Consider the following 13,893-nt stretch of genomic DNA (forward strand, 5'->3'; position numbering starts at 1 on the left):
ATGCAAGTTGTCCGTGACCCCGCCGCGTTTCCGCGCCTGACCAATGCCGTGGTGACCAGCGGCACCTTCGACGGCGTGCACGTGGGGCACCAGCGCATTTTGCACCGCTTGCAGGAAGTGGCCCGGCAGTCGGGCGGGCCCAGCGTGGTTATTACTTACTGGCCGCACCCGCGCCTTGTGCTGGCCCCGCCGCCCTCCCACCCCGAGCCGCTGCAGCTGCACTTGCTGAACACACTGGAGGAGCGCATTGCCAAGCTCGAATCGTACGGGGTTGACTACCTGCTCATCGTACCCTTCACCCGCGAATTCGCCGAATGGACTTCGGAGCAGTACATCCGCGAGCTGCTCTTGCAAACCGTGGGCACCGGCAAGCTGGTGATTGGCTACGACCACCGCTTCGGCAAAAACCGCGAAGGCGGCTTCGATTACCTGCGCGACCATGCCAGTGAGTATGGGCTGGAAGTAGAGGAAATTCCGCGCGAAGACGTGGACGCCGTGGGCGTAAGCAGCACCCGCATCCGCCGCGCCCTGGAAGCCGGCGACGTAGCCACCGCCAACCGCTACCTCGGCTATAATTACCCCTTCACCGGCACCGTGGTGCGCGGCAAGCAACTGGGCCGCACCATTGGGTTTCCCACTGCTAACATGCAGCAGGAAGACGGAATGAAGCTGGTGCCAGGCCGGGGCGTTTACGCCGTAATGGCCACCACGGCCGCCGGCACCCACCACCAGGCCATGCTCAACATTGGCGTGCGGCCTACGGTGGGCGGTAGCCTCGCCCAAACCGTGGAGGCCCACCTGCTCGACTTCGACGGCGACCTGTACGACCAGCCGCTGACTGTAGAATTCATTGCCCGCCTGCGCGACGAGCAGAAGTTTAACGGCCTCGACGAACTGAAAGCCCAGCTGGCCAAAGACGCCGACGCCGCCCGGCAGCATTTGGTGGGCGGCTAAAGCCCGAACCACCGAAGTACCGTGGCTTGACTACTTTGCTGCTGATATGCGGCATTGCTATTTTACAAATCGGGAATTAAAGCGGTGGCTGCTCACGTGGGCCATCGGCTTGCTGGTGGCCCTGTCGGCCACGGCTCAGACTGGTGTGGTGAGCGGAGTGGCCCGCGACTCGGTAACCCGGGCGCCTTTACCCTTCGCGAGTGTATTTCTGGCCAACACCACCCGCGGCACCGTCACCGACGAGGCCGGGCGTTTCACTCTCCCCGGCGTGCCGGTGGGCTCCTACGATGTGGTGGTGTCGTACCTGGGGTACCGCCTCACGCGCCAGAGCATTTTCGTAACCGCCGAGCCGCTCGCGGTGACCTTGCTGGCCGCGCCCATCAGCAACCAGCTGGCCGGCGTTACCATTCGCCCGCGACCGAGCCGGCCCGAGGACTACCGCCGTTTTGTGAGTCTGTTTCTCGGCAACTCGGCGTTTTCCAAGCAATGCCGGATACGCAACCCCAAAGCGGCCCGCGTGGACTACGACGCTCAGGCCAACGAGCTAACGGCAGAGGCACTGGGCTACCTGCAAGTCGACAACATGGCCCTGGGGTACCGCATTCGGTTTCACGGGTTGCACTTTCAGATGAACTTCGGCCAGCAGGTGCTTACGTACTATGCTTGGCCGGTATTCGAAGAGTTACCCACGAAGAATGCTGCCCAACGCGCCAAATGGGCCGCAAACCGGCAGGCTGCCTACGCCGGCTCGCTCACCCACTTTTTGCGCAGCGTGCGTAACGGCCGGGTTGCCGACGAAGGCTTCGTGGCCAATCGGTTACGGCGCGTAGCCAACCCACGCTGGGTACTGGCCGACAGCATCCTGAACGTGGAACGAAAAGCCCATGCAGGCCAGGTGTGGCAACCCCACGATACTCTTATGCGCATGCTTCAGGAACCTCCGCGGTTTGCGTACCTCTACACGCTACCCCTGCCAGCCGACAGCCTGCGGCGCCCAGGAAACTCTTCCAAGCAAGTAATGCTGCGGTTTAAGCACCTCACCCAAGTTACGTACACCCGCGAAAAGCCGGACCCGGCCTATTACATTCCCACAGCCGTGGGCAAGCCGCCCATCTTCCCCAAGCAGCAGGTTTCGGTGCTGCACTTACTGCGTTCCGAAACCGAAATTACGCCCACCGGCCAGCTCCTTAACCCGCTCACGGTGTTTACCGAGGGGTATTGGGGCTTTGAAAAGGTAGGCGAACTGCTGCCCGTAGATTACGAGCCCGCTCCCGCGCCCGGCAGCATTGGGGGTGCGGGCAAGAAACAGTAGGTTTGCGCCGCAACCGTACCACGGCGCCACCGCCACCGAGTCGCGCTCTGTGGCGGGTGCATCACTTGCTCTTTCCCCATTTTCCCTATGATCAACAAAGTAGTAGCCGATGCCCAGGCCGCTTTGCACGGCATCACCGACGGCATGACGCTTATGCTGGGCGGCTTTGGCCTGTGCGGCATACCCGAAAACAGCATTCAGGAGTTACTGCGCCTGGGCGTGAAGAACCTGACGTGCATTTCCAACAACGCCGGCGTCGATGATTTTGGCATTGGCCTGCTGCTCCAGCGGCGGCAGGTACGCAAAATGATTTCCAGCTACGTGGGCGAAAACGCCGAATTTGAGCGGCAGCTGCTGGCCGGCGAGCTGGAGGTTGAGCTGATTCCGCAGGGCACCCTGGCCGAGCGTTGCCGCGCGGGCGGCGCGGGCATTCCGGCCTTTTACACCCCAGCTGGCTACGGCACCGAGGTGGGCGAAGGCAAGGAGTCGCGCGAGTTCAACGGCAAAATGTACCTGCTCGAAACCGCTCTGCACGCCGACTACGCCTTTGTAAAAGCCTGGAAAGGCGACACTGCCGGCAACCTCATTTACAAAGGCACGGCCCGCAACTTCAACCCCATGATGGCCACGGCCGGTAAAATCACGGTAGCTGAAGTGGAAGAACTAGTGCCCGCCGGTGAACTGGACCCCAACCAGATTCATACGCCCGGCATTTACGTGCAGCGCATTTTCCAGGGCAAAGACTACGAAAAGCGCATTGAGCAGCGCACCGTCCGGCAAGGGTGATTTTTAGGCTCTCTCGTCATGAAACTTGATCTTAGGACTCTCCTTGGGGTGCTTTGCTTGGTTGGTCTGCTCTCGGCCCTGCCATTGGCCTTCGGGTATTACGTCAACGAAACCGGTCCCCCGCCTACTTATAAGCTATTGGCTGACCGCTGCTCCCGTTACTGCGAAAAGCACGGCTGCCCCCACGCCACACCGGCCAATAGCCCTGCCTTTTTCCGGCTACGGCCGCTGTACGTGGGTACGATAAAGGCACTCGCAGCAGGCGGACTAGGCCTGTACGCCGCCGCCAACATAGCCTTCTATGTGGTCCTGATTCCGCTGCTGCTCATTTGGCTTACGTACGGGGCATTGCGAAACTCTGTATTGATTCGTCGCATCAAATCGGAGCTGCATGAATAATCTCCCGCAGTGGGTTGCCCGCTTTATCGATCTGGCTTTCTGGTACTGCACCGATTTCATGGTAAACCTGGGCAACCTTACGCACGCGTCCTACAACGAAGCCAATACGTGGGTGCTGCTCTTGCTCATCCCGGGTCTGATTACGCTGCTCATTGGCGTGCGAGTAACCCAATGGTTCCAGTTGCGCCGCCTGCGCCGCGCTTTGCTTCTTCGTTCTACTTCCGCCCCTTCCCATCCCTAATCCCATGCTCGACAAACACGGCATTGCCCGGCGCATTGCGCAAGAAGTACAAGACGGCTACTACGTCAACCTCGGCATTGGCATTCCCACGCTGGTAGCCAACTACATTCCTCAAGGCATCAATGTAGTGCTGCAGTCCGAAAACGGGCTGCTGGGCATGGGGCCTTTCCCCACCGAAGCCGAAGTAGACTCAGACCTGATTAATGCCGGCAAGCAAACGGTAACCACGTTGCCCGGTTCGTCGCTTTTCTCCTCGGCCGAGTCGTTTGGCATGATCCGGGGGGAACACGTGGACCTCACCATTCTGGGGGCCATGGAGGTTTCCGAGCGCGGCGACATTGCCAACTGGAAGATTCCCGGCAAAATGGTGAAGGGCATGGGCGGCGCCATGGACCTCGTGGCCTCGGCCAAAAACATCATTGTGGCCATGCAGCACGTGGCCCGCGACGGCAGCAGCAAGCTCCTCACCGATTGCACCCTGCCCATTACCGGCCTGCGCTGCGTGAAAAAGATCGTAACCGAACTGGCCGTTATCGACATCACCCCCGACGGCTTTGTACTACGCGAACGGGCACCGGGCGTAACCGTAGAGCAAATTCAGGCGGCCACGGCTGGCAAGCTGGTTATACCCGAAGGCGGCGTGCCGGAAATGCAACTGTAAAGATTTCAACAGAAGCTGTTTTCAGGGCAGTTATATCCCGGGTTGCTGGCACTAAGTCTGGTGGTTACACCATAATTTAGTGTCGGCCTGGGCTATAGCTGCCCTGCGCGTTTGTTTCAACTCTTCGCTTCGGCTTCTATGCGTCAACCTTTACTTGCCTTCCTTTTGCTTTTAGCGGCCCCGGTCTGGGCTCAGGTTTCGCCCATAATCGACCGCACCGACATGCCGGCCGTTACCGCCGCGGCTCCCGTTGACACCATGCGGATTAGCCGCGCCGCGCCAACCCTGCCGCCCAGCGCCCCGCCCCTTTCCCGCCGCGGAGCCAACCAAACCTGGAACTACGGCGCTTTGGTGGCTACGGCCCAGGCCGTGGACCGTTATGTGGCGGTAAGTGCTACGTTTCCCATCTATCAGCTTTCGTTTGGGGTGCTGGGAGGCGTAAATCGGGCCACGGTAGCGTCGCCGGAGCCGTTGCCGGCAGGCCTGGGGGGCACGTTGCCCATCACCGATCCGTACCAGTTCTACAACGTATCGGCGGCCACAGCCCCCGCGCAGGATTACCGCTCGGTCGGTTTCGGCGGCACGCTGAACGGCTTCCAGGTACCGGTTACGTACCGCAGCCAAGCTGAGCAGGACGTTATTTACCGCTTCCCTTTGAGTTTCGCCAGCGCACCCGATTCCAGCGTATCCTTTCTGGAAACGCCGGCCGCAGCAGCTGCTACGGGCTACTTTAACCGGCGCCGCAAGCGGGTAAACACCGTAGATGCCTGGGGCACGCTCACCACGCCGTTCGGCACGTTCCAAACGGTGCGGGTGGTATCCAAGCTCATCGACCGCGACAGTATCGCCTTAGGTGGCATGCCGGGTTTCGGCATTGCCGTTCCTGTTACCCGGGAGTACAAGTGGCTGGCCAAAACCCACCACGTACCTCTGCTTACCATTACCACCCAAATGCTGGGCGGTGTGGAAACCATTACGGCGGTGCAGTACCGCGACATTTACCGACGCATTGTGCTGGCGGCCCGGCCCACGGCCAATCTTCCGGAGCTAACCGTATTCCCAAACCCAGTGGCTACGGGTCAGTCTACGCACTTGAGCGGGCTGGGGAGCGGCTTGAAAGCAACGGTAACCGCTACCGATCTGGCCGGCCGCATGCTGTTCGAGCAAACGCTGGCAGTAACGCAGGGTGCATGTACCATCCCAGCCGATGCGTTCGGGGCTTTCCGGGGCGTAGCCTTGCTCACGGTGCAAACCGCACAGGGCGTAGCGGTGCGCCGTGTGGTACGTCAAAAGTAGGTTTAGCCAAGATTGTGGAGGAAGCCAGTGGGAACTCTCCTGCTGGCTTTCTGCCTTATAACGGGCTGGTGATGACGCGAGGAAATGCGAAGCAAACACCAGCAAAAAGCGCTGCGGCAACGTATGCCTGAGTTGATGCGGTGGCCCATCGCCCATTATTCCCGCCACCGCTTCTGTAATTCCTACTTTTGCCCCCACACTTCGTTTTCAGATATGGCTACTAATTCGCATTCCGCCAAAGTCGGCGGCAGCCACGCCAAAAAAAATACCTTGCCGGGCATGCCCACCGTCCCGGAGTTGATGACGCCCACGGCTGTACCCGCTCATAAATTGGTGCTGCGGGCCTTGCGCAAGTCTGATTTTAAGGCTGTGAAAAGCATCATGGACAAGGTGTACTCCAACATGGAGGGCGCCTGGGCTCAGGACGAGTACAATAACCTGCTCCGCAAATTCCCCGAAGGCCAGATTTGCATCGAAGACAACGGGGTGGTGGTAGCCGCTGCTTTAGCCATCATTGTGCAATACTCCGACTTTGGCGACCGACACACCTACGCCAAAATTACCGGTAACGGCAAGTTCGATACCCACAATGCCGAAGGCGACACGCTCTACGGTGTAGACGTGTTCGTGGACCCGGAATACCGCTCCCTGCGCCTGGGCCGGCGCCTCTACGACGCCCGCAAGGAGCTGTGCGAAAGCCTGAACCTGCGAGCCATGGTAGCCGGCGGCCGCATTCCAGGCTACAACCAGTACGCCAACGAAATGACGCCCGCCAAGTACGTGGAAATGGTGCGCAATAAGGAGCTGACCGACCCTATTCTCACCTTCCAGCTCTCGAACGAGTTTCACGTGCGCAAAATCATCCGCGGCTACTTGCCCTACGACTCTGAGTCGAAGGCCTTTGCCACGCTGCTGGAATGGATTAACGTGTACTACGACGAGGAATCGGAGAAGCTCATTGGTAACGTCAAGAGCAACGTGCGCATTGGTATTGTGCAGTGGCAAATGCGCGCCGTACGCAGCCTGGAGGACTTTTACCAGCAGATGGAGTTCTTCGTGGACACCGTGTCGGGTTATAAGTCCGACTGCGTGCTATTCCCCGAGTTCTTCAACGCTCCGCTGATGGCCTTGACGGAGGAATCCTCACCGGCAGTGGCTATTCGCGCCATGGCGGCTTTCACCGAGCCCATCAAAACCAAGCTGATGGAGTTTGCGGTGAGCTACAACATCAACATCATTGCCGGCTCCATGCCTGTGTACGAAGACGGTAAGCTGCACAACGTGGCCTACCTCTGCCGCCGCGACGGCACCGTGGACGAGCAGTACAAGCTGCACGTAACCCCCGACGAGACCAGCTACTGGGGCATGCGCGGCGGCGACAAGCTGCGCTGCTTCGATACCGACTTCGGTAAAATCGGCATTCTGATTTGCTACGACGTGGAATTCCCCGAACTGGCTCGTTTGCTGAGCGAAGAAGGCGTGAAAATCCTGTTCGTGCCCTTCTGGACCGATACCAAGAATGCCTACCAACGCGTGCGCCTCTGCGCCCAGGCCCGCGCCATCGAGAACGAGTGCTACGTGGCCATTACCGGCTCGGTGGGCAACCTGCCCCGCGTCGAGAACATGGACATTCAGTACTCGCAGTCGGCCGTGTTCAGCCCCAGTGACTTCGCCTTCCCCCACGATGCCATTGTGGCCGAGGCGACGCCGAATACTGAAATGACCCTGATTGCCGACCTCGACCTGGACTTGCTGAAAGACCTCAACAGCAGCGGCGCCGTGCGTAACCTGCGCGACCGGCGCAAGGACTTGTACTCGGTAAGCTGGGCCGTTAAGAAATCGGAACGCGACGATGAGCTACTGGCCCAGGGTGAGGAGCGCGCCCCGCGCAGCACCAAGCGCAAGCTCATGCACACGGCCGGGTAACTGGCTGAGTTGGAATACGCCGCCCGGAACCCCTTATTGGGTGTTTCGGGCGGTTTTTTTTCATTCTGCTGGTTAGCGCATTCGACTCAACTCATGTACCCTCTATCTTCGCTTTGCTATGCGTCAAAAACTACTTACTCGCGGTTGTATGTGCCGCTTACGATACCTTTTGCTGGTGTTCTTGCTCTTGCCAGGCACCCTTACCTCAGCACAGTCGTTGCTGAAACCCGGTAAAAACAAGTACGAGAAAGGCAAGCTGGTTAACGAGCGGCCCGTGGGTCTATGGGAATACTACGACGAAGCCGGCAACAAAGAATTGGCGGTGCAGTACGACTCCAGCCGCATCGTTTTTCAACGGCCTGATACCGCGCGTTACGAATTGCGAAGCGGTGACACTTGGAAACTGGGTAGGCCTTCTCGTGCGCCGCGGCTGTTGGGCAGCCATGCCAAGGAAATGCGTTTAATCACGGGAAACATCCGGTACCCCGGTGCCGCTTTGCGTGAGCAAGTACAGGGCGACGTATTGATTTCATACGTGGTGACGAAGGAAGGACGCGCCACTAATTTCACAGTTGAGAAAAGCCTTTCGGAAGCCTGCGACCAGGCCGTATGGAACGGGTTAAAGGAGCGACTGTCCACGTGGGTACCGGCCGTTTACCAAGGCCGGCCTACCGATGCGCGGTTTTACCTCCGCGCCACGTTCCGCATTATCGATTCGGAGCAAGACCTTCAGGAAAGCAACAAAAGACTGCAAGAGTCCGAAGCCCGGCAGCCATATACCGACCACGTGATTATCACGGCTATTTTCAAGCCCATAAACGTTCAACTACCACCGCAAGGGCTGTAAGTAGTAAGTATCTACCAACGCCAAGGGGCGGCTCCTGAAGCAGGAGCCGCCCCTTGGCGTTGAGGTGCGTGGCGTACTATTCGCTTTCTGGGCCATGGTGCGGGTTGGCAGGCTCGTTGGTTTCAATGTTCTGGGTGCCGCTGTGGCGGAAACGGGCGTCGCCGCGCTTGGTCTGATCCACGTCGGTGGGCGGGGTTTCCTGGCCGTAGCGGGGCTGGAAGCTTTCGGGCGTCTCAGCAGCCGGGGTTGAGCCGGCGGCGGGGGCCGCGTGGCCGAAGTCGCCGTAGTTCGGGCTGTTCTGGTGCTGGGCGTGCGCGTTAGGGTCGGCGGGTTGGCCGGGGCGGCCTTCGGGCCGGTTAGCGGCTTCGGCGCCGCGGCGAATATTTTCGGGCGTTTCCGCCTTGTTCAGCTCAGAAAATTCGTCGGGGTTTTGGTGATGCGTAGTCATGGGGCGGGATATCGAAGGTTGAGTTAATGCGTACGCATTCGGCCCGCCGAAGGTGACAAACCCACCCGGTTTCGTTAGGCCCGCTGGCCAGCCAGGTGCGCGTGGTCCAGCAGCACCGTGCGCAGAAACGGCTCGTCCTGCATATCGGTTTGAATTTGAATGAGGACTTTCACCTTGTTGGCCACTTCGTTCAGGAGCAGGTAGTTTTCGCGGCGCACGGCCTGGTGGAGCAGCTGGCGTACCAGGGCCGCGTCGTGGTCGGGTAGCAGCCCGGCTTCCGGGAAAGTAACGCGGTATTCCGCAGCACCGAGGGGCTTCAGCAGGTCGTAATCGGGGTTAGCGGGGGCGCGCAAACTCACCACGGTGGTACCGGCGGCCAGGTCGCCGAGGCGCTGCCCACGGCCGCTGAGCAGCACCGCCAGCAGCGCCACCGAACCCGCCGTCATGCTGATTTCGAACAAGCCAATGAGCCAGCGCAGCAGGTAGTCGCCGAGGCTGGGCCGGGTGCCGTCGAGGCGCGTGACCTTGATGTGGCGCAGGTGTTTGCCCAAGCTCTGGCCGTTGAAAAAGATTTCGCACACGGGGTGGTACACCAGCAGCGGCACCCCAATAATCACGATGCCCAGAATGTTCTGCTCGTCGCCCGAGTTCGTGGCCTGATCAATCAGAAAACCTACCACGAGGCTCCAGAGGATCATAACCAGCCAATCGAGCAGTTGCGCCAACAGCCGGTCGCCCACGCTGGCGGTTTCAAATTCGAGGGCCACGTTTTGGGCCGTCTGGATGCGCACCACGCTCATAATTTGCAAGCAAAAATCCCGTGAGCGGCGCCGTCAAATCAGTATATTTGAACGACGCCGCCATTAGCGTAAAGATAGTTTAGTCGTTGTTAGCGCCTTATGCGCGAAGCTGTATTTGTTCGTCAGCACCAGGCCCGCTGGCACCGTTACGAAACCCAGGTTCCGGCCGGCCCCGAGGAGCTGGCCTCCCGTTTTATTGAGCTTACCGATGACCTGGCCTACGCCCGCACGTTTTACCCGGACTCGACCACCACGGCGTACCTGAACACGCTGACGGGCAAGCTGCACCAAGCCCTTTACAAAAACAAAACCGAGGAAAGCGGCCGCCTGCTGCGTTTCTGGCGCCTCGAGCTGCCCCTGCTGGTGGTGCGCCACCGCCGGCCGCTGCTGCTGTCGTTGCTGCTGTTTTTGCTTTCCTGCGGCCTGGGTGCCCTCTCCGCTTCTCTCGACGATACCTTCGTGCGGGTCATTCTCGGCGACGGTTACGTAAACCAAACGCTGGCCAACATCGAGAAAGGCGACCCCATGGCCGTGTATAAGCGCGAGGGCGAAACGCTGATGTTCCTGCAGATTACCTTGAACAACGTAAAAGTGTCGCTGTACGCGTTTGTGGGCGGCATTACGGGCGGGCTGTTCACGGCTTTCATGCTGTTTCGCAACGGCGTAATGCTGGGCGCTTTTCAGCTGTTCTTTTTTCAGAAGCAAGTGGGGCTGCAATCCGTCCTGACCATCTGGATTCACGGCACGCTGGAAATTTCGGCCATTGTGCTGGCGGGCGGTGCGGGCCTGGTTATGGGCCAGGGGCTGCTGTTTCCCGGCACCTACTCCCGCCGCGACGCTCTGCGCCGCTCCGCCCGCGACGGCATGCAGCTGGTGCTGGGCCTGGTACCCATGTTTGTGGTGGCCGGTTTCCTGGAAGGTTTTGTAACCCGCCATACCGAAATGCCGCTGGCGGCCAGCTTGCTCATCATTGGCGGCTCGGCCGCGTGGGTACTCGGTTATTTTGTAGTGTATCCCTGGTGGCTGTACCGGCAAGGCACCCACCTGCTACCCCATTCTTCTGCCACATTAGTACGTGAATAGCCATGCGGCACCTTCCTTTTACCCATCCTTCGCACTTTCTGAAAGAACGCGACTTCGGTCAGAAAATCGAAGCGTCATTTGATTTCGTACGGGCGCATTTCCGGCCGCTGGGCCGGGCCCTGCTGTACATTGTGTTGCCAGCCATGCTGATATCGGGCATCCTTTCGGGGCTGATGCAGGCGCAGCTGATGGGCATGCTGGTGGGCTGGCAAGAAATGGCGAAGAGTGGCAACAGCGCGGCTGTGCTGTCGACCATGAGCGACTTTTTTTCCCAGCCCGAGTACTGGGGTGCTGTAATCGGCGGGCTGATTTCGTTTGTGCTCCTGACGCTGACCGTGTACGGCTACCTGGTGCTGCGGCTCGAAAAAGAAACTTCCGAAGAAGTTACCGTGCGTGAGGTATGGCAACTGGTGCGGCAGCGGTTTGGGGGTGCCATTTTGGCCTTTTTGGGGCTGGGGTTGGTGTTTGTGGTGGGCATGATGGGGCTTGGCTTGGTGCTGGGCATACTCATGAGCATCATGCGCAACTTTGTAACCGTCATCCTTTTTGTGGTGGGCCTGTACGGTTCCATCTTTTACTTCGCCGTCACCCTAAGCCTGTTCTTCATCATCTGGATGCGCGAGCGGCAGGGCTTTTTCGCCAGCCTGCGCCGTTGCTTTCAGCTAATCTGGGGCAAATGGTGGTCTACGTTCGGGCTGCTGTTCGTGATGGGCCTGCTGCTGATGGTGGTGCTGATTCTCGTCTCGGCGGTGGTATCGCTCATAGGATTGCCGTTTATATCGGCTGAAATAGGCGGCGACACTCCCCCCATTAACCGGGTTATATCGGTGGTTAGCAGCTGCATTCAGTCGGTGGTGGCCCTGGGCCTATACCCACTGCTGCTGCTGGCACCCGCGTTTCAGTATTTTAACCTGGTGGAGCGCAAAGAGCAGGAAGGAACGTACCTGCTGGTCGATGCCATTGGGCAGCCAGCCACACCCGTGGCCCCCCGTGCCGTTCGCCCCGATGAAGAAGGCGAGTATTAAGCGCCGCGCCTTTACCAGCCGCTCGCGGCTGGTTGGCCTGGTGCTGTGCGGCGCGGCCTTCACCTGTACGGTTGTCGCCGCGCCGCAACCCACGGCCGTACGGCAGCCGCCTGCCGTGCGCAAGTTGCCCCCGCCCCTCACCCCCACCGATTCGGTTGGTTCGCGCCGCCCCAAAGCGGAGGCGGCACCCGTAATCCTGCCTACCGACCGCAGCACGCCCGTGCAGCTGCGCCGGCCCGAACCGGAACGGCTGCAGGCCTATCGGGCGCAATCCGCTTTCCGGTACGTGGAACCAAGGCACAAGCCGCGCGGCGCCTGGGACCTGTTTTGGTGGCGGTTTGGTCAGTGGTGGTCGAGCCTGTTCGACGGGCCGGGCTACGACCGGTGGGGCCGCTACACGGTTTACGGAGCGTTTGGTCTGGCTTTGCTGTACGCCCTCATGCGCCTGCTGCGCCTCGACCTGACGGGCGCCCTGGGCCGGGCTCCGCGCACCGTACCCCTCGCCTACGACACGGCGCCCGAAGACATTCACGCCGATGACCTGCTGCCCCGCCTAACCGAAGCCGAAACCACGGGCAACTTTCGGGTGGCCGTGCGCCTGGGCTACCTATTGGTGCTGCGCAGCCTGGCCGAGCGGCACTTGGTGCAGTGGCAGCCCGAGAAAACCAACCACGATTACGTGCACGAGTTGGCCGGCACACCCTGGCAGCAGGGCTTTGCCACGCTTACCAGGCAATTTGAGTACGCCTGGTACGGCGAGCAGCCACTCACCGCCGCGCAGTACGCCGCCGTGCGCGAAACCCGCCACGCGTTCGAACGCCATTTCAGCCCCGCCTCCGCCCGCGCATGAGCAAGTTCCGCATGTACTTACTGGGCTTGGCGCTGCTGTTCGTGGGCTTTGTGGCCGTGGAATACTTTCGCCCTACGCCCACCAACTGGTCGCCCACCTTCATCAACCGCGACCGAATTCCCTATGGCACCTACGTGCTTTACGACCTGCTGCCCAGCCTGTTTCCGGGCCAGCCGGTGCGCACCATTCGGCAGCCCATTGCCAATCAGCTTCTGCCCAAGCTAGGCCACGACGTACTGCCCGATTCGGGTTTAACCGAAAAGAGCCCGGAACTGCTGACGCAGCAAGCCAACTACTTGTTCGTTGACAACAGTTTTACGTGCAGCCGCCTCGATGGCGAAACGCTGCTGCGCTACGTGGCCCGCGGCAACACCGCTTTCATCGCCGCTGAATACTTTGATGAGCAACTGGCCGATACGCTGCGCTTCCACATGGAAACGGCAACGGATATCGACAGCATCTTGGCTCGGCAGGAGCGCACGGCGCCCACGCGCCAAACCCTGGTGCAGCTCGCAAACCCCGGTTTTGCCAAGCGCCGGTTTTCGTTTCCGGAAACCGAGGTAGAATGGTTCTTCCAGGCCGACAGCGCCTGCCGGGCCACTGCGCTGGCCACCGACGCGCAGCGCCGGCCGGTGCTGCTGCGGGTACCCTTCGGCCAGGGCTTTTTTTACTTGAGCAGCACCCCCAAGCTGTTCAGCAACGTGGCCCTGCTCCGCCCGGGCGCAGCCGATTACGCCTTCGCGGCCTTGTCGTACCTGCCGGCGCGGCCGGTGTTCTGGGACGAGTACCAGAAGCAAGGGCCGCTGGGCGAGCAGTCGTTGCTGCGGGTGCTGAAGGAGCACCTGGCTTTGCGTACGGCCGGCTGGCTGCTGCTGGTGGGCGCGGTGCTGTTTCTGGTGTTCGAAGCCAAGCGGCGGCAGCGCATTATTCCCATTGTGAAGCCCTTACCGAACACCACGCTGCTGTTCACCCGCAACGTAGCCTCCCTCTACCGGCAAGGCCGCGACCATCACGCCATTGCGGCCCAAAAAACCGAGCTATTTCTGGAGTACCTGCGCACGCGCTTCCACGAAAAAACCGACCACCTCGACGACGAGGCCTTCCGCGAGCGGCTGGCCCAGAAATCAGGCGTGGCCCGCGAGCAGGTTAACGAGCTGATGCGTCAGCTCAATTTTACCCGCACGGCTCCGCGCATCGACGACCACCAACTGTTGCACCTCAGCGAGTTAATGCGCCGCTTCCGGCGCACGGCGCGCTAAGCTTTT

At 60.4% G+C, this 13,893-nt stretch carries 15 protein-coding genes; 13 read left to right on the forward strand and 2 right to left on the reverse strand.

Annotation, left to right across the window (positions count from 1 at the left end; all coding sequences use genetic code 11):
- The 9 genes from ABD903_RS03645 (at window position 1) to ABD903_RS03685 (ending at window position 8,422) form a co-directional block, all read left to right on the forward strand.
- Window positions 1-954: a bifunctional riboflavin kinase/FAD synthetase gene (locus ABD903_RS03645; RefSeq protein WP_345221501.1), complete on the forward strand. Its 954-nt coding sequence runs from the start codon at window positions 1-3 to the stop codon at window positions 952-954.
- Window positions 955-1,000: 46 nt separating this feature from the next.
- Window positions 1,001-2,266, forward strand: a complete 1,266-nt coding sequence (locus tag ABD903_RS03650) for a carboxypeptidase-like regulatory domain-containing protein (RefSeq protein ID WP_345221503.1) — start codon at window positions 1,001-1,003, stop codon at window positions 2,264-2,266.
- 87 nt (window positions 2,267-2,353) lie between these two features.
- Entirely contained in the window at window positions 2,354-3,052 is a 699-nt protein-coding gene (locus tag ABD903_RS03655; protein ID WP_345221505.1) for a CoA transferase subunit A, read from the forward strand.
- A gap of 18 nt (window positions 3,053-3,070) precedes the next feature.
- Window positions 3,071-3,451, forward strand: coding sequence for a hypothetical protein (locus tag ABD903_RS03660; protein ID WP_345221506.1), 381 nt, complete (start codon window positions 3,071-3,073; stop codon window positions 3,449-3,451).
- Window positions 3,444-3,692: a hypothetical protein gene (locus tag ABD903_RS03665; RefSeq protein ID WP_345221507.1), complete on the forward strand. Its 249-nt coding sequence runs from the start codon at window positions 3,444-3,446 to the stop codon at window positions 3,690-3,692. The genes ABD903_RS03660 and ABD903_RS03665 overlap by 8 nt, the downstream gene beginning before the upstream one ends.
- A gap of 4 nt (window positions 3,693-3,696) precedes the next feature.
- Window positions 3,697-4,353 (forward strand): 3-oxoacid CoA-transferase subunit B, encoded by a 657-nt coding sequence (locus ABD903_RS03670; RefSeq protein WP_345221509.1) that lies wholly within the window; start codon window positions 3,697-3,699, stop codon window positions 4,351-4,353.
- A gap of 138 nt (window positions 4,354-4,491) precedes the next feature.
- The gene (locus ABD903_RS03675; protein WP_345221510.1) at window positions 4,492-5,649 is read left to right on the forward strand and encodes a T9SS type A sorting domain-containing protein; all 1,158 of its coding nucleotides are present in this window, start codon (window positions 4,492-4,494) and stop codon (window positions 5,647-5,649) included.
- 279 nt (window positions 5,650-5,928) lie between these two features.
- Window positions 5,929-7,575 (forward strand): carbon-nitrogen hydrolase family protein, encoded by a 1,647-nt coding sequence (locus tag ABD903_RS03680; protein ID WP_425555428.1) that lies wholly within the window; start codon window positions 5,929-5,931, stop codon window positions 7,573-7,575.
- Window positions 7,576-7,723: 148 nt separating this feature from the next.
- Entirely contained in the window at window positions 7,724-8,422 is a 699-nt protein-coding gene (locus ABD903_RS03685; RefSeq protein WP_345221512.1) for an energy transducer TonB, read from the forward strand.
- A 76-nt stretch (window positions 8,423-8,498) separates the two neighbouring features.
- Here ABD903_RS03685 and ABD903_RS03690 read toward each other — a convergent pair whose 3' ends face one another.
- Both ABD903_RS03690 and ABD903_RS03695 read right to left on the reverse strand, forming a co-directional pair.
- On the reverse strand, window positions 8,499-8,870 hold the full coding sequence (locus ABD903_RS03690; protein WP_345221513.1) for a hypothetical protein: 372 nt from the start codon (window positions 8,868-8,870) through the stop codon (window positions 8,499-8,501).
- 74 nt (window positions 8,871-8,944) lie between these two features.
- The gene (locus ABD903_RS03695; RefSeq protein WP_345221515.1) at window positions 8,945-9,670 is read right to left on the reverse strand and encodes an RDD family protein; all 726 of its coding nucleotides are present in this window, start codon (window positions 9,668-9,670) and stop codon (window positions 8,945-8,947) included.
- Window positions 9,671-9,769: 99 nt separating this feature from the next.
- Between ABD903_RS03695 and ABD903_RS03700 the strand changes: the two genes are divergently transcribed.
- The 4 genes from ABD903_RS03700 to ABD903_RS03715 are packed head-to-tail and all read left to right on the forward strand — an operon-like array spanning window position 9,770 to window position 13,887.
- Entirely contained in the window at window positions 9,770-10,753 is a 984-nt protein-coding gene (locus tag ABD903_RS03700) for a stage II sporulation protein M (RefSeq protein WP_345221516.1), read from the forward strand.
- 2 nt (window positions 10,754-10,755) lie between these two features.
- The gene (locus ABD903_RS03705; RefSeq protein WP_345221518.1) at window positions 10,756-11,778 is read left to right on the forward strand and encodes a hypothetical protein; all 1,023 of its coding nucleotides are present in this window, start codon (window positions 10,756-10,758) and stop codon (window positions 11,776-11,778) included.
- Complete coding sequence (locus ABD903_RS03710; protein WP_345221519.1) at window positions 11,759-12,628, forward strand: DUF4129 domain-containing protein; 870 nt, start codon at window positions 11,759-11,761, stop codon at window positions 12,626-12,628. The genes ABD903_RS03705 and ABD903_RS03710 overlap by 20 nt, the downstream gene beginning before the upstream one ends.
- Complete coding sequence (locus ABD903_RS03715; RefSeq protein WP_345221520.1) at window positions 12,625-13,887, forward strand: DUF4350 domain-containing protein; 1,263 nt, start codon at window positions 12,625-12,627, stop codon at window positions 13,885-13,887. Before ABD903_RS03710 ends, ABD903_RS03715 begins: the two co-directional genes overlap by 4 nt.
- Window positions 13,888-13,893 lie beyond the last annotated feature (6 nt).

This window comes from Hymenobacter koreensis (assembly GCF_039541855.1).
In the GTDB taxonomy this organism is placed as follows: Bacteria; Bacteroidota; Bacteroidia; order Cytophagales; family Hymenobacteraceae; genus Solirubrum; species Solirubrum koreensis.

Coding starts and splice junctions, on each gene's coding strand:
- ABD903_RS03645 (WP_345221501.1), top strand. CDS start 1: ATGCAAGTTGTCCGTGACCCCGCCGCGTTTCCGCGCCTGACCAATGCC.
- ABD903_RS03650 (WP_345221503.1), top strand. CDS start 1,001: ATGCGGCATTGCTATTTTACAAATCGGGAATTAAAGCGGTGGCTGCTC.
- ABD903_RS03655 (WP_345221505.1), top strand. CDS start 2,354: ATGATCAACAAAGTAGTAGCCGATGCCCAGGCCGCTTTGCACGGCATC.
- ABD903_RS03660 (WP_345221506.1), top strand. CDS start 3,071: ATGAAACTTGATCTTAGGACTCTCCTTGGGGTGCTTTGCTTGGTTGGT.
- ABD903_RS03665 (WP_345221507.1), top strand. CDS start 3,444: ATGAATAATCTCCCGCAGTGGGTTGCCCGCTTTATCGATCTGGCTTTC.
- ABD903_RS03670 (WP_345221509.1), top strand. CDS start 3,697: ATGCTCGACAAACACGGCATTGCCCGGCGCATTGCGCAAGAAGTACAA.
- ABD903_RS03675 (WP_345221510.1), top strand. CDS start 4,492: ATGCGTCAACCTTTACTTGCCTTCCTTTTGCTTTTAGCGGCCCCGGTC.
- ABD903_RS03680 (WP_425555428.1), top strand. CDS start 5,929: ATGCCCACCGTCCCGGAGTTGATGACGCCCACGGCTGTACCCGCTCAT.
- ABD903_RS03685 (WP_345221512.1), top strand. CDS start 7,724: ATGTGCCGCTTACGATACCTTTTGCTGGTGTTCTTGCTCTTGCCAGGC.
- ABD903_RS03690 (WP_345221513.1), bottom strand. CDS start 8,870: ATGACTACGCATCACCAAAACCCCGACGAATTTTCTGAGCTGAACAAG.
- ABD903_RS03695 (WP_345221515.1), bottom strand. CDS start 9,670: ATGAGCGTGGTGCGCATCCAGACGGCCCAAAACGTGGCCCTCGAATTT.
- ABD903_RS03700 (WP_345221516.1), top strand. CDS start 9,770: ATGCGCGAAGCTGTATTTGTTCGTCAGCACCAGGCCCGCTGGCACCGT.
- ABD903_RS03705 (WP_345221518.1), top strand. CDS start 10,756: ATGCGGCACCTTCCTTTTACCCATCCTTCGCACTTTCTGAAAGAACGC.
- ABD903_RS03710 (WP_345221519.1), top strand. CDS start 11,759: ATGAAGAAGGCGAGTATTAAGCGCCGCGCCTTTACCAGCCGCTCGCGG.
- ABD903_RS03715 (WP_345221520.1), top strand. CDS start 12,625: ATGAGCAAGTTCCGCATGTACTTACTGGGCTTGGCGCTGCTGTTCGTG.